General features: G+C 73.5%; 17 protein-coding genes. 7 read left to right on the top strand and 10 right to left on the bottom strand.

Going from position 1 to position 20,811, the window contains the following annotated elements:
- The first annotated feature begins 252 nt into the window (after positions 1–252).
- Positions 253–1,614, top strand: a complete 1,362-nt coding sequence (locus HJC40_RS30710) for an NAD(P)/FAD-dependent oxidoreductase (RefSeq protein WP_250006401.1) — start codon at positions 253–255, stop codon at positions 1,612–1,614.
- On the opposite strand, the gene HJC40_RS30705 is transcribed toward HJC40_RS30710, so the two are convergent.
- Positions 1,587–2,363, bottom strand: a complete 777-nt coding sequence (locus HJC40_RS30705; RefSeq protein WP_250006399.1) for a DUF3152 domain-containing protein — start codon at positions 2,361–2,363, stop codon at positions 1,587–1,589. The genes HJC40_RS30710 and HJC40_RS30705 overlap by 28 nt on opposite strands.
- Before the next feature lie 31 nt (positions 2,364–2,394).
- Entirely contained in the window at positions 2,395–3,891 is a 1,497-nt protein-coding gene (locus HJC40_RS30700; protein ID WP_250006397.1) for an ABC-F family ATP-binding cassette domain-containing protein, read from the bottom strand.
- A 399-nt stretch (positions 3,892–4,290) separates the two neighbouring features.
- On the opposite strand from HJC40_RS30700, the gene HJC40_RS30695 reads away from it, so the two are divergent.
- Positions 4,291–4,806, top strand: coding sequence for a GNAT family N-acetyltransferase (locus HJC40_RS30695; protein ID WP_250006395.1), 516 nt, complete (start codon positions 4,291–4,293; stop codon positions 4,804–4,806).
- A 13-nt stretch (positions 4,807–4,819) separates the two neighbouring features.
- On the opposite strand, the gene HJC40_RS30690 is transcribed toward HJC40_RS30695, so the two are convergent.
- The 4 genes from HJC40_RS30690 to HJC40_RS30680 all read right to left on the bottom strand — a co-directional run bounded on the left by HJC40_RS30690 (position 4,820) and on the right by HJC40_RS30680 (position 11,566).
- Positions 4,820–9,799 carry a diguanylate cyclase gene (locus HJC40_RS30690; protein WP_250006392.1) on the bottom strand — a complete coding sequence of 1,660 codons (4,980 nt, stop codon included), beginning with the start codon at positions 9,797–9,799 and terminating at the stop codon, positions 4,820–4,822.
- A gap of 91 nt (positions 9,800–9,890) precedes the next feature.
- Positions 9,891–10,022 carry a hypothetical protein gene (locus HJC40_RS45620; protein ID WP_284043946.1) on the bottom strand — a complete coding sequence of 44 codons (132 nt, stop codon included), beginning with the start codon at positions 10,020–10,022 and terminating at the stop codon, positions 9,891–9,893.
- Between the two features lie 57 nt (positions 10,023–10,079).
- A complete protein-coding gene (locus HJC40_RS30685; RefSeq protein WP_250006390.1) occupies positions 10,080–10,694 on the bottom strand; it encodes a GNAT family N-acetyltransferase in 615 nt (204 codons plus the stop codon).
- Between the two features lie 80 nt (positions 10,695–10,774).
- Positions 10,775–11,566 carry a hypothetical protein gene (locus HJC40_RS30680; RefSeq protein ID WP_250006388.1) on the bottom strand — a complete coding sequence of 264 codons (792 nt, stop codon included), beginning with the start codon at positions 11,564–11,566 and terminating at the stop codon, positions 10,775–10,777.
- A gap of 223 nt (positions 11,567–11,789) precedes the next feature.
- Between HJC40_RS30680 and HJC40_RS30675 the strand changes: the two genes are divergently transcribed.
- A complete protein-coding gene (locus tag HJC40_RS30675; protein ID WP_250006386.1) occupies positions 11,790–13,670 on the top strand; it encodes an ABC transporter ATP-binding protein in 1,881 nt (626 codons plus the stop codon).
- A 3-nt stretch (positions 13,671–13,673) separates the two neighbouring features.
- Here HJC40_RS30675 and HJC40_RS30670 read toward each other — a convergent pair whose 3' ends face one another.
- Together HJC40_RS30670 and HJC40_RS30665 are read right to left on the bottom strand one after the other, a co-directional pair.
- Positions 13,674–14,612, bottom strand: a complete 939-nt coding sequence (locus tag HJC40_RS30670) for a hypothetical protein (RefSeq protein ID WP_250006384.1) — start codon at positions 14,610–14,612, stop codon at positions 13,674–13,676.
- Entirely contained in the window at positions 14,609–15,097 is a 489-nt protein-coding gene (locus HJC40_RS30665; protein ID WP_250006382.1) for a MarR family winged helix-turn-helix transcriptional regulator, read from the bottom strand. The genes HJC40_RS30670 and HJC40_RS30665 overlap by 4 nt, the downstream gene beginning before the upstream one ends.
- A 79-nt stretch (positions 15,098–15,176) precedes the next feature.
- On the opposite strand from HJC40_RS30665, the gene HJC40_RS30660 reads away from it, so the two are divergent.
- The 3 genes from HJC40_RS30660 (at position 15,177) to HJC40_RS30650 (ending at position 18,302) form a co-directional block, all read left to right on the top strand.
- Entirely contained in the window at positions 15,177–15,605 is a 429-nt protein-coding gene (locus HJC40_RS30660) for a hypothetical protein (protein ID WP_250006380.1), read from the top strand.
- Between the two features lie 45 nt (positions 15,606–15,650).
- Positions 15,651–16,073 carry a hypothetical protein gene (locus HJC40_RS30655; RefSeq protein ID WP_250006378.1) on the top strand — a complete coding sequence of 141 codons (423 nt, stop codon included), beginning with the start codon at positions 15,651–15,653 and terminating at the stop codon, positions 16,071–16,073.
- Positions 16,074–16,235: 162 nt separating this feature from the next.
- Positions 16,236–18,302 carry a cellulase family glycosylhydrolase gene (locus HJC40_RS30650; protein WP_250006376.1) on the top strand — a complete coding sequence of 689 codons (2,067 nt, stop codon included), beginning with the start codon at positions 16,236–16,238 and terminating at the stop codon, positions 18,300–18,302.
- Here HJC40_RS30650 and HJC40_RS30645 read toward each other — a convergent pair.
- Both HJC40_RS30645 and HJC40_RS30640 read right to left on the bottom strand, forming a co-directional pair.
- Positions 18,283–19,182, bottom strand: a complete 900-nt coding sequence (locus HJC40_RS30645; protein WP_250006375.1) for a DMT family transporter — start codon at positions 19,180–19,182, stop codon at positions 18,283–18,285. The genes HJC40_RS30650 and HJC40_RS30645 overlap by 20 nt on opposite strands.
- A gap of 156 nt (positions 19,183–19,338) precedes the next feature.
- The gene (locus HJC40_RS30640) at positions 19,339–19,938 is read right to left on the bottom strand and encodes a hypothetical protein (RefSeq protein WP_250006374.1); all 600 of its coding nucleotides are present in this window, start codon (positions 19,936–19,938) and stop codon (positions 19,339–19,341) included.
- Between the two features lie 178 nt (positions 19,939–20,116).
- On the opposite strand from HJC40_RS30640, the gene HJC40_RS30635 reads away from it, so the two are divergent.
- Complete coding sequence (locus HJC40_RS30635; protein ID WP_250006373.1) at positions 20,117–20,704, top strand: DinB family protein; 588 nt, start codon at positions 20,117–20,119, stop codon at positions 20,702–20,704.
- Positions 20,705–20,811: the final 107 nt, after the last annotated feature.

Raw genomic sequence — 20,811 nt, 5'->3', positions numbered from 1 at the left:
CGGGCTGCACAGGAGTGCGGCAGGCCGTAGGAGTGTCGCGGGCCGCGGGAAACGGGCGGCGGCAGGAGTGTGACCGGTCCCAGGCGACGAGACGGGCCGCGCAGGGAGAGGCGGCGGCCGCAGAACACCGGCGGAGCGCGGGCGGGAGACCGGCGGGCGCGAGCGGGAGACCGGCGGGCGCGGGGCGAGATGTGGTGGGGATCAGTGGGCTAGCGGGTGTCATGCGGGGGCTTGGGGGTCGATCATGGGGGCATGCAGAGTTACGACGTGGTGGTGGTCGGGGCCGGGCCCGGTGGCGAGGTCGCGGCGGGGAAGTTGGCTCAGGCCGGCTTGAGCGTGGCGATCGTCGAAGGGGACAAGGTCGGCGGGGAGTGTTCGTTCTATGCGTGCATCCCGTCGAAGGCGCTGCTCCGGCCGGGGGAGCTGCTCGAGGAGGCCCGGCACGTACCGGGCGCGGCCGAGGCGGTGACCGGGGGGCTCGACGTCGGGGCGGTGCTGCGGCGGCGGGACGAGCTGATCGGCCACCTGGACGACGCGGGGCAGGTGCCCTGGCTGACCGACCGCGGCGTCACGCTGGTGCGCGGGTGGGGCCGGCTGGTGGGGGAGCGGCAGGTCGCGGTCGGTGACGAGGTTCTCGAGGCCCGGCAGGCGGTCATCCTGGCCGGCGGCACCCGGGCCGCGCTGCCCGACATCGAGGGCATCGAGCAGGTTCAGCCGTGGACCAACCGGGAGGCGACCACGGCGCAGGAGATCCCGGCCTCGCTGATCGTGATCGGTGGGGGCGTGGTCGGGGCCGAGATGACCCAGGCGTACGTGTCCCTGGGCTCGCAGGTGACGCTGGTGCTGGGCCGGGGGCTGCTGCCGCGCGAGGAGGACTTCGTCGGCCTGCAGGTGGCCGAGCGGCTGGCCGCGCAGGGTGTCGACATCCGTACGGGACACCGGCCGACCGCCGTGCGCCGGGACGCCGCCGGGGTGACGGTCACGCTGGGCGACGGCAGCACCGTGACCGCCGATCAGCTTCTGGTCGCCACCGGTCGTACGCCGCAATCGGTTGACCTGGGTCTGGAAGCCGTCGGGGTGAAGACCGAGGGCTTCGTCGAGGTCGACGCGCACATGCGGGTGCCGGGGCAGGACTGGCTGTACGTGATCGGCGACCTCAACGGGCGGGCGCTCTACACGCACATGGCGAAGTATCAGGCGGCGATCGCGGCGGGGGAGATCCTGGGCAAGCCGATGGTCGCCGAGCACCTGGCCGACGGGCCGGGGTCGCCGCGCGTGATCTTCACCTCGCCACAGGTCGTGGCGGTCGGGCACACCACGACGAGCGCGGCCGAGGCCGGGCTGGCCGTGCGTGTCGTCGACATCGGCACCGAGGCCAACGCGGGTGGCTCGTACTCCGGTGGCGGGGTCGGCACCGCCCGCTTCCTCGTCGACGAGCAGCGCGGCGTCCTGGTCGGGGTCACGATCACGGGTACGGCGGTGGCCGAGTTCCTGCAGGCGGCCACGATCGCCATCGTCGGTGAGGTGCCGATCAGCCGGCTGCGGCACGCCATCCCGTCGTTCCCGACGCGCAGCGAGCTGTGGCTCTACCTGTTCAACGAGCTCGGCATCTGAGAGGGCGGCTGATCGTCGTACTGCCCGGACGGCCCCCGATAGAGCGTGCCGTCCGGGTAGGGCCAGGGGTTGACCGTGCAGCCGTGCAGGCCGAGTGTCTGCTGCTGCATGACCGGCGCCGGCTCGCCCGGGCCGGGGCACCGCTCGTGACCGTGCCCGAGCCGGTGCCCGACCTCGTGGTTGACCATGTACTGCCGGTACGTCGTGAGCTTGCCCCGATAGAAGGGGACGCCCCCGGCCCAGCGGGCGACGTTCAGCACGACGCGGTCGCCGTTGCGGCACGACGTGTAGCCCTCGGGCACGTCGTCGCAGAGGCGGTCGCGGGTGACCGGCGTGGCCAGGTACAGCGTGAAGTCGTGCGGCTGGCCCGGCCCGGCCCGGCGGAACCGCCACCGGTGTCCCCGGATCCAGCCGCGCGGGTCGGCCAGGGCGGCGTCGGCCGCGGCGGCGAAACCCTCGGGTGACACGCCGGTGATGCCCTGCTCGACCGCGACCCGGTAGCGCAGCAGCGTCCCGCCCCGGCCGGCCGTCGCCGACCCGGCCGGGGCGTACCGCCACTTGGCCGGGCCCTGCAGGGGGAAGGCGATCGGCTTCGGCCGGGGCGGGGACGGGGAGGGCGCCGACGCGCGGGCCGGGACGGACGCCGGGGTCGTCACCGGGGCGACCGGTGGCGGCCCGGTCGCCGTGGTGTCGCACGCGGCGAGCGTGCCCACCGCGATCAGCGCCGCGGCCCAGCTGTGTTTCCGCATCATCACCCTCCGACCCGATTGACGATGCCGCCTACCCGTTCCGTTGCACCCCGGACGAATTGATCACCAGTGTCGGCCACTCTTCAACGTCGGCGAGCAGCTGCCGGTCGTGGGTGGCGATGATCACGGCCATCGGGGTGTGGCGCAGGGCCTCGGTCAGCTCATCGACGACGGTGGCCGAGAGGTGGTTGGTCGGCTCGTCGAGGATGAGCAGGTCGGGGCGCTGGTCAAGAACCGCTTCGAGGTGCCGTCGGCGCTCCTGGCCCGGTGATCGCCGGGCGCCCGGGGTGAACACTTCCTGGGCCAGATAGCCGACCCGGGCACCGTCGTGGCGCCGCACCTGTCCTCCGGCCGGTGTGAGCTCGCCGGCCAGCACGGCCAGCAGCGTCGACTTGCCCGCCCCGTTGGGCCCGGTCACGAGCAGCCGGTCGCCGCCGGTGAGGCGGACGGTCACCGGTGGCGCCAGCCGCCCGGCCACCGTGACCTGCCGGGCCTCGATCAGCGGCACACCCGGTCGCGTGTCACCGGCCGGGAAGCGCAGCGGCGCCGGCGGCGGGGGCAACGTGATCCGATGGGCGGCCAGGGCCTCCTGGCGGCGGCGCAGCGCCTGCACGATGCCGGGCGCCCGGGTCTGCCGCTGGTGCTTGCCCGTGCCCTTGCCGGGCCGCCAGCCCGTGCTGAGCCGGGCCCGGGCCTCGTCGACCGCGCCGGTCAGCCGCTGATGCTCGGCCACCTGGGTGTCGTACTCCTGCTGCCAGCGCTCCCGCTCGCGGGCCCGGCCCTCCTGCCAGCCGGGATAGCCGCCGGCGTAGAGGCGGGGCCGGCCGTCCGGCGCCGGGTCGAGGTCGAGGAACTCGCCGGCCACGTCACGCAGCAGCACCCGGTCGTGCGTGACGACCAGGACGCCGCCGGGGTGCTGCCGCAGCCGTCCGGTGAGGAACGCCAGCCCGGCCGCGTCGAGGTGGTTGGTGGGCTCGTCGAGGATCAGCAGGTCGGGCCGGGCGCCGAGCACGCACGCCAGCCGTACGCGGTGACGCTGCCCCACCGACAGCGTGTCCAGCCGCCGCGCGCGGTCAGTACAGGCGCCCAGCGCCCCGAGGGCGATGTCGACGCGCCGTCCGGCGTCCCAGGCGTCGAGCCGGGTCACCTCCTCAAGCGCTTGCGCGTACGCCGTGGGGTCGGTCTCGACCGTCCCGAGCGCGGCCTCGAGGCGTTCCAGGGCACGGCGGGCCGGCCGGATCGCCTCGGCCACGAGCGTGCCGACGGTCTCGCCGCCGCCCGCTTCCAGTTCCTGCTCGGCCACGCCGATCGTGCCGGATCGGCGCACGGTTCCCTGATCGGGTGCGGTCCGTCCGGTCAGGACGTGCAGCAGGGTCGTCTTGCCGCTGCCGTTGGGCCCGACGACGGCCAGGCGGGACCGGGTCGAGACGGTGAGGTCGACGCCGTCGAGGACGACGCGGTCGCCGCGCACGACGCGGACGCCTTCCGCGCGTACGTGGGCGGTGGTGGTGGTCTTGTCGAGATTCACGGTTCTGCTCTCGGCTCGTCTGGAGCCGGGCAGCGCGAAGCGCACCGCCCGGCGAGGACACCAGGACGGCGGTGCGGAAGCAGAGGATCAGAGGTTTCCGGCCGCCGTCAGCGGCCGGACCACAACCTCATCGAGGCGATCGACATGCGGATCAGATTACCCGGCCTCCGAGTCGTCGGCGGAAGTGGCGCACATCACGCCGATCCGATGCGGGGCCTGTCGCGCCCAACGCCGTCCGCCGCGGACGACAGGCCTCGGCGGTTGCTGACGGTGTCGTGGCGGCGTCGAGTGGCGGCGCGGGTGGCTCCCTGAGCGGAACGGTCGAACCGGGCGCACCGTCGCGCTGAGACCGCCGGCGGACGGGTCGACCCGACGCTGTGGCGTGGCTACGGTCGCCGCATGACTGAGCTGATCCTTCCGACGACACGTCTGCACGAGGCCTTCGTCGACTGCCGGGACGAGTGGGGGCCGGGCCTGCACGAGGACGGCTTCGGGCTCGGCCCGGACGACGACGTGCACTCCGCCGCCGGGTTCGCCGCCTGGGTGCACGAGCGTGTCCGGTACACGCACCCGGCCGGGACACCCTGTCCACCGGCGCGGCACGGCTCGCCGCGGTGGATCGTCGAGGACGGGCGGGTGCTCGGCGGCATCGCCTTGCGGCACTGGGAGTCCGACCTGGGGCACATCGGCTACGGCATCCGGCCGTCGGCCCGCCGGCGCGGGCTGGCGAGCTGGGCGCTGGGGCAGATGCTCGGGGAGGCCCGCGCGGCGCTCGGCCTGGACCGCGTGCTCATCCCGTGCCTGGCCGGCAACATCGCCTCGGCCCGGACGATCGAGCGGGCCGGCGGTGTGCTCGAGGGCATCGTCGAGACCGATCACGGGCCGGTCCGGCGGTACTGGATCACCCTCTCCTGACGCGGCCGGTGTCCTACTCTGCGAGCGCGGGAACGAGGGGCTCGGCCATCCGGACGGCGTTGCGACCGGCCGCCTTGGCCTGGTAAAGCGCGGCATCGGCCCGGCGGATCAGGTCGTCGGTGCTCTCCTCGCCGAGGGTGGCCACGGCCACCCCGATGCTGGCCGTGACGACGCCGGCCGGGCCGTCGGGGTGCGGGATGCGCAGGGTCTGGATCCCGGTCCGGGTCCGTTCGGCCAGCGTCGCCGCGATGGCCGGCTCGCTGTCGCCGAGGATGAGCACGAACTCCTCGCCGCCGTAGCGGCAGGCCAGGTCGGTGCCGGCCCGGACCGCGCCGGCCAGCGCGGCGCCCACCTTGCGCAGGCACTCGTCGCCGGCCTGGTGGCCGAAGCGGTCGTTGTACTTCTTGAAGAAGTCGACGTCGATCATGAGCACCGCGTAGGGCCGGCCGGAGTGCCGCAGCCGGTCGTGGTGGGCGCTCAGCCCCTGCTCGAACCGGCGCCGGTTGGCCAGCCCGGTCAGCGAGTCGGTGCTGCTCAGCTCGCCCAGGCGGGTGGCCAGCGTGGCCAGCTCGCGGGTCCGCTCGGCCACCCGCGCCTCCAGCGAGGCGTACAGCAGGGCGTTGTTCAGCGACACCACCAGCTGACCGGTGATCAGGGCGACCGCGTCCAGCCGGTCGGCGGTGAACAGCCCGCTGGTCTGCCGGTTGGCCAGCACCAGGACGGCCCGCAGGGTCTCGCCGTGCAGCACCGGGACGGCCAGCAGCGAGCAGCGTCGCGCGTCGGCCAGGAACGGGTCACGGGCGAACCGGTCGTCGCGGGTGGCGTCCTCGACCAGCAGCACGTCGCGGGTGCGCACGGCGTACTGGAAGGCGCTGGCCGGCAGCAGGCCGTACATCTCGGCCGCTTCCAGGTCGATCCGGTCGGACCCGTCCGGGCCGCCGGGCAGGAACCATTCGTCGTCCGCCCGGATCACCAGGACGACCTCGGACGCGCCGGTCAGCGCGGTGAGCTGCTCGTTGATGGCCTCGCGGAGCCGGCCCAGGTCGGTCGCCGAGCTGAGCGCCTGCGACGCCCGCAGGATCGCCATCGTGTCCACCGCGTCGGACCGCAGGGCGCCGGTGGCCCGCGAATGCGCCCGGGTGCCCGGGTCGACCGGGAGCAGCGCGGGGTGCGCGGTCCTCAGCTGGGCCACCTTGGCCGTGGCGCCCCAGGCCGCGTACCCGCGCATCGCCTCGGCCAGGTGCAGCCGGGCGCCGGCTTCGAGGCCGGCCGAGCGGTGCAGCTTCGCGGCTCTCTCCAGGATGAGCGCGGCGTGCCAGGGCCGCGGCCGGGCCTGCGCCTCGTGAATGGCGCGGTCGAACAGGACGCACGCCGCGGGCCGGTCGCCGCGCAGCCAGGCCTCCTCGGCGGCCAGCCAGTGGGCGAGGTGGCCGAAGCCGGCCGGGCAGTCGGCGGCGCGGTCGCGCATCCAGGCCAGCGCGGCGAGGAGCTCGTCGTATCCGGGGTCTGCGGCCCGCTGCCCGGCCGGCACGGTGTGCAACCGGGTGGCGTGGGCCAGCGAAACCAGCACCGTCGCCTGCACGGCCAGATAGCCGGGCAGCACCGAGCTGGCGCGCATGGCCGCCGCGGCGTGCCGCTGCAGGGCGGGCTCGTCGCCGAACACCGCGGCGGCCAGGGCCCGGCACACGTGGTAGACGTTGCTCGTCAGCGCCTGCGGCGACATCCCGGCCAGATGGTCGGCCTCGGTGAACTCGGCGTCGTTCAGGCTGCCCGGCGGAGTGGTGCGACCCTGCAGCGCGCGGGCGAGCTGCCGGTGCGCGACGACGACGCCGGCGAAGAACTCGTTGCCCGTACGCGCGTCGAAGGCCAGCGCCGCCTCGATGTCCAGCAGGTAGCTGGTCACCGTGGGCGCGGACTCGAGCCGGCCGACGAGGATCGCGTTCCACGCCCCGGCGGCCATGTCGAGCTCGCCGCCGCGGACCAGGCCCTCGTAGCCGCTGCGCAGATCGCCGATCGTGTCCTCGATCGGCTCGGCCCAGACCTGCAGCTGCATGGCGTGGCGGTAGCGGGCCAGCGACGTCGACGGCTCGTAGTCGCGGTGCTCGCAGACGGCCAGGACGTGCCGGCCGATCCGCACCCCGGCCTGGTAGTCGCCGGTGACCTGCAGCACGATCATGCCCATCGAGGCGAGCGTGGCGGCGAGCTGCGGCGACGGGCCGTGGCGCTCCCACAGCCGCCAGCTCCGGACGAGCACCCAGGCGCCCAGCTGCCGCTCACCGAGCAGGAAGCACATCGGCATGACCTTGCTGAATACGCGGGCCGCGGCCAGCACCCGGGGATCGGTGATCTCGGGCCGGGCCAGGTCGGCCGCGACATCCAGCCGCTGCGACCAGGCCTGGATGTCGCGGCCGTGCTCCGCGATCCGGGCCGCGAAATCCGGCCCGGGCAGCTCGTGCCCCAGCCGGACCAGCAGGTCCTGGCCGAGCTCGAGGGCCTCGCGCTGGCGGGCGCGCTGGGCCAGGCTGCTCAGCTGCACGACGGCGACGGCGGTCAGCCGTACGGGATCGGGCCGCGCCCGCTCCACGGCGGCGTAGACGGCGTCGGCCTCGTCGAGCCGTCCGAGTTGATAGAGCGCGGCGTGCCGGCGGCCGAGCGCGTCGACCAGCGACGAGGGGTCGTCTCCCGGGCCCGACGCTTCCAGGGCGGTCAGCGCCTCGACCGCCGCCTGCGCGAAGCTCTCGGCCGACTGATGGTTGCCGGCCGCGGCGGCCCGTTCCGCGGCCGTGCGGAACAAGCCCGCCATCCGGCGCCGCTCGTCCGGTCCGGTCACCAGGCCGGCCGCCTCGAGGTACTGGCCGGCGGCGACCATCAGGGTCTCCGGCTCGGCGGCCAGGTTCCGGGCCGTCTCCAGCCGCATCCGGCGCCGCTGGTCGTCGGGCAGGCCGGCCAGCACCGCCCGGCGCACCCGGTCGTTGCGCAGCACCGGCAGCAGCGGCGTGGTCGGGCTGCCCGGGGTCGCGGCCAGGACGACCAGTTCCTCCTCCAGCGCGGGGTACAGCAGCGGTTGCAGCTGGAGCACCGCCACCCCGGCGGCCCGGGCCAGCACCGGGTTCGGCACCTCCTCGCCGCCGATCAGGGCGAGGATGCGCAGCAGCCGGCGGGTCTCCGGCGTCAGGTTGTCGATGCGGTCGCGCAGCAGGCCGAGGACGTCGCTGCGGGCCGCCTGCAGCCGGATCTTCTGCTCGTCCCAGCGCCAGCCGTCGTCGCTCAGGGTCAGCGCGCCGCCCCGGCGCAGGGCGTTGACCAGTTCGAGCGTGTCCGACGGGTTGCCGCCGGTCCACGGGTGGAGCAACCCGGCCAGGTCCGCGGCGGCCGGGGCGGACAGCCGGAGCACCTCGCGCAGCAGGTCGCGCGATCCCTCCGGCGGCAGGTCGTCCAGGCGCAGGACGCGGGTGATCGCGCCGTCCCGCCGGCACCTCGCCAGCATCGTGGTCAGCGGGTGGGCGCCGTCGATCTCGTCCGACCGGAACGCGGCGACGAGAAGCACGCCGTCGATGCCCGGCTCGGTCAGCACCGCCTCGATCAGGTCGACCGAGGTGGGGTCGGCCCACTGCAGGTCGTCCACGGCGATCAGCACCGGGTGACGCTGACCGGCGACCGTGCCGAGCAGCGCGACGACCGCCTGGCGCAGCCTCGCCCCGGCGTCGCCGTCCGCGGTCTCGGCCTGGTCGGGCGACCCGTCGGCCCACAGCAGCGTGCCGAACTCGGGGAGCGCGGCCGCGATCAGGCCGGCGTTCGGGCCGAGCGTGCTCAGCAGGGACGCGCGCAGGGCGGCCAGCGCGGCCGGCGGCTCGGCCAGCAACAGGCGGCCGAGACGGCGCAGCGCCTGCAGCACCGGCCCGGAGGTGGCTCCCGGCTCGGCCGGGTCGGCCCGGCCGGTCACGAACCAGCCGCCGCGGGCCGCCACCGGCCGCCGCAGCGCGTTGATCAGCGTGGACTTGCCGGTGCCGGGCGCGCCGGTGACGACGATGCCGCGGTCACCGCCGAGCACCGCCTCCTCCCAGGCGGCCCGCAGCGCGGTCACGTCGGCGTCCCGGCCGATCAGCACGGACGGCGCGGTCAGTCGCAGGGGGAAGTCACGCTCCCCGAGGGGGAACACCGCGTCCGGGTGGTCGCGCAGCCGGCCGAGATCGCGGACGAGGCCCTCGGCGCTCTGATAGCGGCGGCCGGGCTCCTTCTCGAGCAGCTTGGCGACGATCTCCGACAGCATCGGCGGCGTCTCCGGGCGTACCCCGGACAGCGGGACCGGCACGGTGAGCAGCAGGTCCCGCAGGTGCTGGAGGTCGTCGTGGTGAGCCAGGGGCGGGTGGCCGGCCACCAGCTCGTAGAGGGTGGCGCCGAGGGCGTAGAGGTCGGCGCGGTGGTCGACCGGCAGGCCGGTGCGCCCGGTCTGCTCCGGCGGCAGGTACTGCAGCGTCCCCTCGATCTCGCGCAGGTTGCCGAACGCGGCCTGGTCCTCGGTGAACAGGCTGCAGGAGTCGAAGTCCACGATCACCGGGCGGCCGTCGGCGTCGATCAGGATGTTCGCCGGGTTGACGTCCTTGTGCACGACGCCGCGGGCGTGCATGCCGGCGACGATGCGGGCCAGGCGGTGCGCCAGCCGGGGCACGCCGGCCAGGTCGATCTCGTGGGCCGCCATCGCGTACGCCAGGGTGCGCCCGCCCACGTCGGTCAGCAGCTCGGCGTCGGGGTGGGTCCAGCCGGCCAGGCGGGCCACCCCGGGCAGGCCGTCCAGGCGCAGCAGGACCGCGTGCTCGCGTCGCCGGCGTCCGGGGCCGGCCGGGCCGAGGAACTGCTTCCAGATGACGGTCGTCTCGCCGTCGGCCAGGTAGAGGCGCTTGATCAGCGTACGGTCGGTGGACGAGAGCACGACATGATGGGAGCCGGCCGTGGGCAGCTCGGGCAGCCGGCCCGCCATGCTCTCCGCACCCATCGTCACCCGTCCGTCGCACCGGCCCGCTCCCGCGGCGGGCTGCCCTCTTCCTGTTCGGCGCGAACCGGCGGGCCGTGAGAAAAGCGCGGCGTCAACCGCGGGCGTCCCCGCCGGGTGCCGGCCGGTGCGCCTCGGACCAGGCCTCGACAGCCCGCAGGACCGGTCGTACCGAACGGCCGAGCTCGGACAACGGCGTGCCGATCGTCTGGGCGTTTCTGGTCACACCCGCGACGACGCGCCCGTGCCCCCGCTGTTCAGCCCGGTGAGTACGCCCACTGCCTCAGGCCGCGCGCAGCATCGTCCAGCCCGTGCGCGCGACGAAGCCGAGCCGCTCGAAGAAGGGCACGGTGTCGTCGCTCGCGTGCAGGTAGGCGGTGTGCGCGCCGGCGGCCTTGGCCCGGCGCAGGACCGCCTCGGTGAGCACCCGCGCGTACCCCTGACCGCGGTACTCCGGGAGCGTTCCGACGTTGGCCAGGCCCAGCTGGTTCTGGGTGAGCAGTCCCGCGCCGGCCGCGACGACCAGGCCGCTGGTCGTCTCGGCCACGTAGGTCCCGATCAGCGGGTTGGCCAGCACGTCGGCGGTCCAGACACGGGCGACGGCCTCGTCGGGCACGCCGAAGGCCCGGCCGACGACGCGGGCGAACGTGTCGTGCTCGTCGCTGGCCAGCCGGCGGATCAGGGCCAGATCGGCCGGGACGGAGCCGGTCGAGGCGCGCCGCTGGAGCCCGGCGGTCATCAGGTGCTGCTCGTCGCCGCCGGTCAGGCCGAGCCGGCCCTCGGCCGGCCGCACCCGGGCGCGGCCACGGAGGTGGCCGCGCCGGCGCGACGCGGCGAGCATCTCGACGGCGGCCTGGAAGGCACGCGCGGACGATTCGGTGGAGTTCTCGTGCTGCATGGGACCTTCAGATGCTCTCCCGGGGGCGGACATGAATCCGCCTCTCATTTACCGGGGGAAGCGTAGCTCGCGCGGGCGACTCAGTCGCCGAAGCCGTCGTCGGCGCCGGTGGGCTGCAGGAAGTGGACCGCCGTGCCGGGGCGCAGGCCCACCCGTTCGAGGACGGGCTGCCCGGCCGCCGTGCTGTGCGAGACGATCCGCCGGTGCCCGGTCGCGCGGGCGCCCTCGGCGATCGCCTTGCGGGTGACCGCCTCGCCGTAACCGCGCCGCGCGTCCTCGGTCAGCGTGGCCACGAAGGCCACGACCAGCGCGCCCGAGCCGGGGAGGGCCGCGGCGCAGGTGACCGCCCGGCCGTCCCGGTAGCCGATGAACGCGTACGCCTCGTCCAGCCACAGCTTCGAGCCGGAGAACGCCTCCTGGCCGACCGTCGGCGGCAGGTCGTAGGCGAGCGCGTTGATCTCCCCGTACGTCCGCAGGTCGTCCTCGGTCTCGACCCGGCGGAACTCGAGCTCCGGGTGGACCGGCTCGTCCGGCGACAGTTCGCCCTCCAGGGCCCGGCCGGTGAACGCCACCTCGAGCCCCGCGTCGGCGACCCGGTCGGCCAGCTCGTGCCGCGCACGGGGGCTCAGCAGCTCCTCGAACAGCCAGAGATAGCCGTCCTCGGGCCGGGTGAGAAGGAAGTCGGCCGCCCGCACCAGCTCCTCGCTGAGGTCCTCGGCCGGCAGGTCGGCGCCGGTCAGCGTCAGCGCGTTCCACAACCCGAACGGGCTGCCCGCCCACAGGAACTGGACCCCCTGGTCGGCCGCGGGCACCGCGCCCCGGTCCCGCGCGAGCCGGCTCCACACCGCGATCAGTTGGTCCCTCGACTCCACGGCTCCCACAGTCGTCACCTCATCCTCCGGTCGAGCGACGTCGCCTCCGTTCTACCCCGGCGGCCGGGCGCCGCAGCCGCAATGTGCCGCCCGCCACGTCGGCGGTCGTCGATGAAGTGATTCATGCCGATGGACATGTGCCTAACTCTTTCGGGGAGGCGACAAGACGGCTCCGGAACGGCGAGGGTGGAGGGTGCCGGACCCCACGAGGAGCGAGGTGCCTGTGAGCGTCACGGACGAGACGGTGCTGCCCGAACTGCGCAATGCCTGGTGGGAGCACGGTCTGCGAAGACGGGCCGAGACCGGTGTGCTGGGCGTCTTCGCCGAGCTGCCCCAGTTCGTGCGGCAGGCGATCGCGCTGGCCTGGCGGGCCGACCGGACCCGGACGGCCGTGGTCGGGGCGGCCACGATCGCCGCCGGGGCGATGGCCACCTTCGGGCTGCTGTCGACGCAGCGGTTGCTCGTCGCGCTCTTCGCCGGCGGGCCCACCCCCGACCGGGTGCGCGCGGCCCTGCCCGCCCTGATCGCGCTGGCCGCGGCCACGGCGCTGCGCGGCGCGCTGGGGATCGCCATCGGCTACGCCCAGAACGGCCTCACCCCGCGCGTCAACCAGGCGGCCGAGCGCCGCCTGTTCGAGACGACCACCGCCGTACGCCTGGACGCGTTCGACGCCGACGCGTTCGCCGACGACATGGAACGGGCCAGCCGCGGCAGCGACGCGGCCAACGGCCTGGTGCACGACACGTCCAATGTGCTCGCCGGGTTCGTCGGCCTGATCGCCGTGGCGGTGGCCGTCGTGCTCATCAACCCCTGGCTGCTGCTCGCCCTGCTGGTGGCCACCCTGCCCAACGGGTACGCCGCCCTGCGCGCCGGCCACCTGCGGTACTCCAGCTATCTGGCCGGCTCGGTGCGCCGCCGGCGCCGCAACGTGCTGGAACGGCAGATGGCCGACCGCGCGTCCGCCCCCGAGCTGCGATCGTACGGGCTGCGCCGCTTCCTGCTCGGCCAGTACGACATGGTGATGGGCGCCCAGACCGCCGAGGACCTGACGCTGGCCCGGCGGGTCACGACGACCACCAGCGTCGGCGCGGTGATCGGCGGGATCGGCCTGGGCGGGGTGTGGGTGCTGCTCGGCTTCCTGCTGGCCGGCGGTCACATCCCGCTGGCCGCCGCGGTGACGTGCGTGGTCGCCGTCCAGGCGGCCCAGCGCGCGCTGTCGACCGTCACCTACCAGCTCGACGGCATGTTCAGCGACGGCCAGTTCTTCAAGGAGTACGTCAACTTCCTCGAACGGGCCAAGCGGTACGAGCCCGAGCCCGGACCCGCCGGAGAGGCCGGGGCGCCGCCGCCGTTGCGCCGCCTCGACATCCGGGCGGTGAGCCTGCGCTACCCCGACCGCGACACCGCCGCCGTCGACCGGGTCACGTTGAGCATCGAGGCCGGCCAGACCGTCGCCTTCGTGGGGGAGAACGGCTCGGGCAAGTCCACGCTGGCGGCGATGATCGGCGCGCTGCGAGCCCCCACCGAGGGGGTCATCGAGTGGAACGGCCGCCCGCTGGCCGAGTGGGACCGCGAGGCGCTGATCGCCCGGATCGCCGTCGTCCTGCAGGAGCACCACAAATGGCCGTACACCGCGGCGACCAACATCGCGATGGGCAACCTGGACGCCGAGGCCGAGCAGGAACACATCGAGCAGGCCGCGGTGCGGGCGGCCGCGCACGAGACCATCCTGTCGCTGCCGCACGGCTACCGCACGCTGCTCGACCGGACGTTCCGGGAGGGCCACGACCTGTCCGGCGGCCAGTGGCAGCGCATCACCGCGGCCCGCGGCTTCTATCGCGACGCCGACCTGCTCATCATGGACGAGCCCTCGTCGGCCCTCGACCCGCGGGCCGAGGAGGCGCTGTTCCAGGCGATCCGGAGCCGCCAGGGCCACCGCACCACCATCCTGATCACGCACCGCCTGGCCAACGTCAAGCACGCCGACCAGATCTTCGTGCTCCACGAGGGCGTGCTGGTCGAGCAGGGCAGCCACGCCGAGCTGATGGCGGCCGGCGGCCGGTACGCGGGCCTGTTCACCTTGCAGGCGGCCGGATACCGATGACGCTCACTGCGGCCAGAGATCCGGGCCGGCCCAGGCACCGGTGATGGCCACGTCGGCGTTCTGGCCCCGCTGCCGCGCGAAACGCAAGGCCAGGCGCTGCAGCAGCACGGTCATCGGGATCTGGTCGAGCAGCTCCGAGCCGGTGTCCGCCCGGGTGGTCAGCGTGGCCACCTGCAGCCGTTCGAGCACGGCGGCGTGGCGCAGCGCGGTTGTGAGTTCGTCGGCGTCGGCGCCGGGCTGCAGCACCAGCAGGGTGTCGGCCGCGGTGTAGGGGACGGCGCCGCCGTGCAGCAGGCGGTCGGGATCGAAGCCCTCACAAAGGATGCGGGCGGCTTCACGGATCTTCAGCGCGCCCTCGCGGGCCGTGATCGACCACGGGCCCGGGCCGACGACGGCCATCGCGCGAGCCGGGACGGGGACCGTGCCCGGCTCCTCGTCGAGCCCGCCGGCGATCGCCCGGACGGCCTCGGGGCCGCCGCCGGGCGCGCCGAGGTGGTGGGCGATCTGGGCCAGGACGGTCAGGGCCGCGGTGTAGCTGACCGTGTACGTCTCGGAGGTCTCGGCCACCGGCGTGCGCACCGCCTCGGGCCAGTCGACGCCGGGCCCGGTCACGGCGACCAGCGGCAGGCCGGCGGCCCGGGCGATCTCGCGGGCGCGCCGCGCGTACGCGGTGCCGGTGTGGGTGATGACCACCGCGGCGTCGCCGTCGCGGACCAGGTCGCCGGTGAAGGCGTTGGCGGCGATCGGCCGGGCGTCGTGGCCGGCCGCGCCCAGCTCCCGGGCGCCCAGCTCGGCGGCGTGCAGGCTGGTGCCGGTGCCGATCAGCCAGATCCGGCGCGTCCCGGCCAGGCGGCCGGCGGCCCCGGCGGTCGGCGCGGGGTCGGCCAGGCCGCCGATCACCGCCGGCTGTGCCGCGATCATGCGGGCGAGCTGTGCGGTCATGAGGAGCCTCCCCGGTCGTTGCGCGGTTCGCCGTGCCGTTCGCCGTGCGGTTCGCCTTGCCGGTCGACGAGAATCGTGAGCAGGTCGGTGAGCTGGGCGCGCTGAGCCGGATCGAGCGGGGCGAAGACCTCGTCGTCGACGGCGGCCAGGATCTTGTCGAGCCGTCGGAGCTGCCGCCGGCCGGCGGTGGTGATCCGTACGAGATTGCGACGCTTGTCGGCCGGGTCGGGGGCCCGGTCGACCTGGCCCCGGTCGGCCAGCTCGTTGAGGACGGCGACCAGATCGCTGCGGTAGACGCGGGTGCGGTCGCTGAGCTGGGCCTGGCTGGCCGGTCCGAACTCGTCGAGCGTGGCCAGCACGGCGTAGTGCCACTTGCGGGCGTCGGCCCGGGCCAGCTGCTCGTTGACGCGGCGGTCGGAGTGCATGGCGGCGAGGGAGAGCAGCCGGGTCCGCAGGGTCCGTAACCGCTCGGCGCCGTCGCTCATCACCGCACCCTACCAGTTGCGTTAGTCGGACTAACGTTCTAGCGTGCAGTGTTAGTCGGACTAACGATAGGAGCCCGCCATGACGACGACGATCCCGTTCGGCGCCCAGCTCGTCGGCCGCACCGAGAAGGCCCTCAACGCCATCCTCGGCCGCACCCTGGCCGGCCGGGGCATCACCGAGCCGCAATGGGTGGCGCTCACCCTGACTGTGACGGCCGGCGGCGCGGACCCGGCTGGTCTGGTCGCCGAGGCGTTGCGGGTCCCCGAAGCCGTCGCCCGGGAGCGGCTGGGTGAGCTGGCGCTCGCCGATCTGGTGCGCCTGGAGCCCGGCCGCCCGGCCGAGGCCACTGCGCGCGGGCGCGACCTGTGGCAGGCGGTGCGGGGAGAGACCGGGCGCATCGCGGACGACCTGTGGGGTGACCTGCCGGCCGGCGACCGGGATGCCGCCGCCCGTGTGCTGAATGTCGTGCTGGCCCGGGCCGGGGCGGTGTTGTCGGCCGATCGGTGAACGCGCGGGACGACCGGGCCGGCCGGGTTGGGTTACGATCCGGCGATGACCACCGTGGCGACCCGGATCAGCGTGCCGACCCGCAGCCGGGCCGGCGGATGGGTCCTGGTCGCGGCCCAGGCCGGCTTCGCGGCGCTGTACGCGATCTGCTGTTACCTGGCGCTGGCCCGCGCGGCCGAGCTGGCCGGGCGGTGGTATCTGCCGTCGCAGGACGATCCCTTCACCGCCGACCTCGACGTCACCGGCGCCTGGCCGTGGGCCTGGGTGGTCGCCTACGTGGTCTCGAGTGCCCTGATGGTCACCGTGCTCTCGCTGTTCGTCTCGGCGATCGTCTTCCTGTCCGGGTACGCCAGGGGACACCGCCGGCTCAGGATGGCCCTGGCCGGGTCGACCGCGGCCACGTTCCTCGTCCTGGTCGTCTCGCTCACCCCGGCGGCGCAGTTGCTGGCCGGCTGGCTGCTCGACTGACGAGCGGCCCAGGATCGTACGAGACCGGATCGCCATCCAGCAAGGCTCGGCACCCAATCTGGGAGCGCTCCCAGATTTCCGCCCAGATCGATTGACGCTCGTCAATCAGCGGAGCTACCGTGCGCTTCCCCCGTTACGCACGTGTTTCCTCAAGGCGGACAGATGTCTCCCACTTCCACCCGGCGACGGGCCGTTCTGGCCGGTGTCGTCGCGCTGTTGACCCTGCTGGGCCTGTGGACCGCGACCGCCGCCGGCGCCGCGGCCGCCGGTTGCAAGGTCGTCTACACCGTCGGCTCGCAGTGGAGCGGCGGCTTCACGGCGACCGTCGCGATCACCAACCTGGGCGACGCGGTCCCGGCCTGGCGGCTCAACTGGACGTTCCCGGCCGCCCAGAGCGTCACCCAGGCCTGGGGCGCTTCCGTCACCACCACCGGCGCCGACATCACCGCGAGCAACGTGAGCTACAACGGCTCGATCGCCACCGGCGCGACCACCAGTTTCGGCTTCAACGGCAGCTGGACGGGCAGCAACCCGGTGCCGGCGGCCTTCGCCCTCAACGGCGTGACCTGCACCGGCGCCACCACACCGGCAACCAGCCCGCCGACGACCCCACCCACGACACCGCCGACGACCCCACCCACGACACCGCCGACCGCGGGCGACGCCGAAGCCACCGTGGCCGCCATGCAGCCCGGCTGGAATCTGGGCAACTCGCTGGACGCGACCGGGGCCGACGAGACTTCCTGGGGCAACCCGCGCGTCACCGAGGCGCTGCTCGACGGCGTGCGGGCTCAGGGCTTCAAGAGCATCCGCATCCCCGTCACCTGGGGTCAGCATCAGGGCGGCGCCCCCGGCTACGCGATCGAGGCCGCCTATCTCAACCGCGTCAAGGAGGTCGTCGGCTGGGCGCTGGCCGACGGCTTCTTCGTGATGATCAACGTCCACCACGACTCCTGGCAGTGGCTCAACGCCATGCCGGGCGCCCAGGCCCGCTACGACGCCACGTGGACCCAGATCGCCGCGGTCTTCCGCGACAGCCCCGACAAGCTGATCTTCGAAAGCGTCAACGAGCCGCAGTTCACCGACGAGGGGCAGAGCGCGACCCACCTCGACGCGCTCAACAAGTCCTTCCACCGCATCGTGCGGGGCTCCGGTGGCGGCAACGCGACCCGCCTGCTCGTGCTGCCCACCCTGCACACCTCGGCCGACCAGGTGCACCTCGACGCGCTGGCCCGGACGATCGCCGCGCTCGGCGACGCCAACGTCGCCGCGACCGTGCACTACTACGGCTACTGGCCGTTCAGCGTGAACGTCGCCGGCACGACCACCTTCGACGCCACGACCCAGGCCGACCTGGTCGGCTATCTCGACCGCGCGGCCGCCACGTTCACCGCCAAGGGCATCCCGGTGATCCTGGGCGAGTGGGGCCTGCTCGGCTTCGACCGCTCGCTCGATGCCGTCGAACAGGGCGAGAAGCTCAAGTTCTTCGAGTACCTCGGCTGGTACGCCCGGCAGAAGAAGATCACCACGATGCTGTGGGACAACGGTCAGCACTTCGACCGTACGTCGCTGACCTGGCGCGATCCCGAGCTCTCGGCCCACCTGAGGTCGGCCTGGACCACTCGCTCGGGCACCGCGTCGACCGATCAGGTGTTCCTGGCCCGGTCGGCCGCGATCACCGCCCGGACGGTCACGCTCAACCCGAACGGCACGACCTTCACGGCGCTGCGGCACAACAACACCGATCTCGTACGGGGGACCGACTACACGATCGCGGGCAACGACCTGACGCTGAGCGCCGCGCTGCTCAGTCGGCTGGCCGGCGACCGGGCCTACGGCGTCAATGCCCGGCTCACCGCCGTCTTCTCGGCCGGTGTGCCGTGGCGGATCGACGTCATCTCGTACGACACCCCGGTCGTGGCCGCCCGGACCGGCACCACCGCGGCGTTCGCGATCCCGGTGACGTTCCGCGGCGACCGGATCGCCACGATGGAGGCCCGGTACGCCGACGGCAGCAACGCCGGACCGCAGAACTGGACGTCGTTCAAGGAGTTCGCGTACACGTTCCTGCCGGACTACACGGCCGGCACGCTCGCGCTGACCCCCGAGTTCTTCGCCGAGGTGAACGACGGCGCCAAGGTGACGCTCACCCTGCACTTCCGGAGCGGAGCCAAGGTCACCTACTACGTCACGAAGTCCGGCAGCACGGTCACCGGTGTGACGGCGTGACGAGCGGTTCCGGGGCCGGTCGACGGGGCCGGCTCCGGGACACCGCCACGCCGGCCAGGCAGAGCGCGCCGCCGGCGATGGCCAGCGCGCGCGGCACCTCGTCGAGCAGCAGCCAGGACAGCGCGATGACGACGACCGGAACCGCGTACGTGGTCGAGCCCATCCGGCCCGCGGTGGTGCGCGCGAGGGCGTACGCCCAGGTCGTGAACGCCACGGCGGTGGGGAAGACGCCCAGGTAGATCACGTTGAGGGTGGCGCTCGCGGGCGCGTCGCGCAGATCGTGGACGAGCTGCCCGGCGAACGGCAGGCAGGCGACCGCACCGATCAGGCACCCGAAGGTGGTCGCCTGCAGCGCCGAGGCGTGCCGCAACGCCGGCTTCTGCGCGACCACCCCGGCGGCGTAGGTGATCGCCGCGACCAGGCACAACAGCACGCCCAGCACGGACGCCCGGCCACCGCCGGACATCGAGAGCCCGACCACGACCGTCCCCGCGAACGAGACGGCGATGCCCGCGAGCAGCCGCGGCGGGAAGCCCTCGTGCAACAGCCAGCCCGCGAGCAGGGCCATCAGGGCCGGCCCGACGTTCACGATCATCGCGGCCGTGCCGGCGTCGACGAGCTCCTCGCCCCAGTTGAGCGCGACCATGTAGAGCCCGAACCACAGCACGCCGGACACGGCGATCCCCGGCCAGGCCGCCCGCGGCGGCAGCCCCTGACGGCGCACGATCAGGAACAGCACCAGCACGACCGCCCCGGCGAGCAGCCGCCCGAGCGCCAGCGAGCCGGGCGAGAAGTACGGCGCGGCCGCCCGGATCCCGACGAACGCCGAGGCCCAGAGGACGACGGTGACGGAGGCGGCAGCGACAGCAGGCCACGGCACGCGGTGAGTTTCCATACCGGGTAGCCAACCGTGCGATCGTTTCGGTGGCCAGCGAAAAACGGACGTGGTGTTCGGGCTCTCCTCGCCGCCGCCTCGGCGGAGCCGGCCATGTGCGGCCGGCCCGGACGGGCCGGCCGCACATGGCGACCGGTTCGGTCAGTAGTCGCCGCACGGGGTGGAGCAGCTCGGTCTCCCGGACGGATGCGCCCAGAAACGCCAGAGGTGCGCCGGTGGAGGGTTCACCCCGCCAGTCGCGGTGTAGACCCGGTAGGTCCCACCGGAGAACGGACTGTTGTGCGTGGCACTCATGATTTTGCCGCTCAGCCAGCTCGCGAACCGCACCTTGTGCTCGGCCACGTCGTCGATGACACTCCACTCCTGCCCCTGGGTGTTGCTCTTGAGGGAGGTGTAGACCCCGTAGGTGCCGGCGCCACCGCCGGACGGCGTGCTGGCGTTGTTGCTCAGACTCCACACTCCGGAGCCGAAGTTCTGGTAGTTCGTGAGGCTCGAGCTCGTGCTGTTGCCGCTCAGGCGCCACCACTGGCCGGCAGTCTTGGGGTTGCACGCGGCGAGATAGACCCGGTGCGTGCCCGAGCCGCTCGGCGAGGTCTGCTCGTTGGTGCTGAGGCACCAGTTGTAGGAGTCGTTGACCAGCATGTACCAGCCGGTGGCCGGGGCGGCGGCGGCCGGCGCGGCCGAGCCGAGCGCGACGGCCGTCGCCACCGCCGCGAGGACCGCGGTGAGAAGTCGCTTCATCGATCTCCCTATCGTCAGGAGCCTTTCCTGTGAGGGTCCACATTGGTCGCCCAGGGGCCGCGCATTTCATCGTGCGGATGAACGGAAGGTGATCAATGGGTGCCTCGGTGTCGCGGCCGCTCCTGCCTCGCCCGCCTCGCCCCATGGGAGATTGACGGCTTACGCCAGGATCGTTGGCATGATCGATGACTTCGCGAAGGAGTACCTGCACGGCGACCTGCGAGACATCCGCGAGGTGATGCTGTGGAAACTCGACGGGCTCGGCGAGTACGACGTCCGCCGTCCCCTCACGCTGACCGGAACCAACCTTCTCGGCCTGGTCAAGCACCTGTCGATCACGGAGGCCCGATACTTCGGCGACACCTTCGGCCGGCCGTTCCCCGAGCCGGTGCCCCGGTGGGACGACGCGGACGCGGTCGACGCGGCCATGTGGGCGACCGAGCACGAGACGCGCGCGGAGATCATCGACCGGTACCGCCGTGTCTGGGCGCACTCGGACGCGACGATCACCGCCCTGGCGATCGACTCGCCCGGCCACGTCCCCTGGTGGCCCCGGCCCGACGTGAAGCTCTTCACCATCCTGGTCCACGTCCTCACCGAGACCAGCCGGCACGCCGGGCACGCCGACATCCTGCGGGAGCAGCTCGACGGCTCGACCGGGTTCATGGCCGGGTATGCGGACGGGCAGTCCGACCGGGCCCGGAAAGCGCGGCGCGCGACGATCGAACGGGCTGCGACAGCCGCCGCCCAGGCCGGCAACGCTTGAGCAGGATCGGCCGGACAGTAGGCAGAATTGCATCTGTCGCAACACTGGACCACACGTCGGCATTCGTAGACGCGCTGTTGTCTGCGGCAGATCCGGATGCTTCGTCG

Source organism: Actinoplanes sp. M2I2 (assembly GCF_023544445.1).
Lineage (GTDB): Bacteria > Actinomycetota > Actinomycetes > Mycobacteriales > Micromonosporaceae > Actinoplanes.
This window is presented reverse-complemented; position numbering and strand designations above follow the sequence as displayed.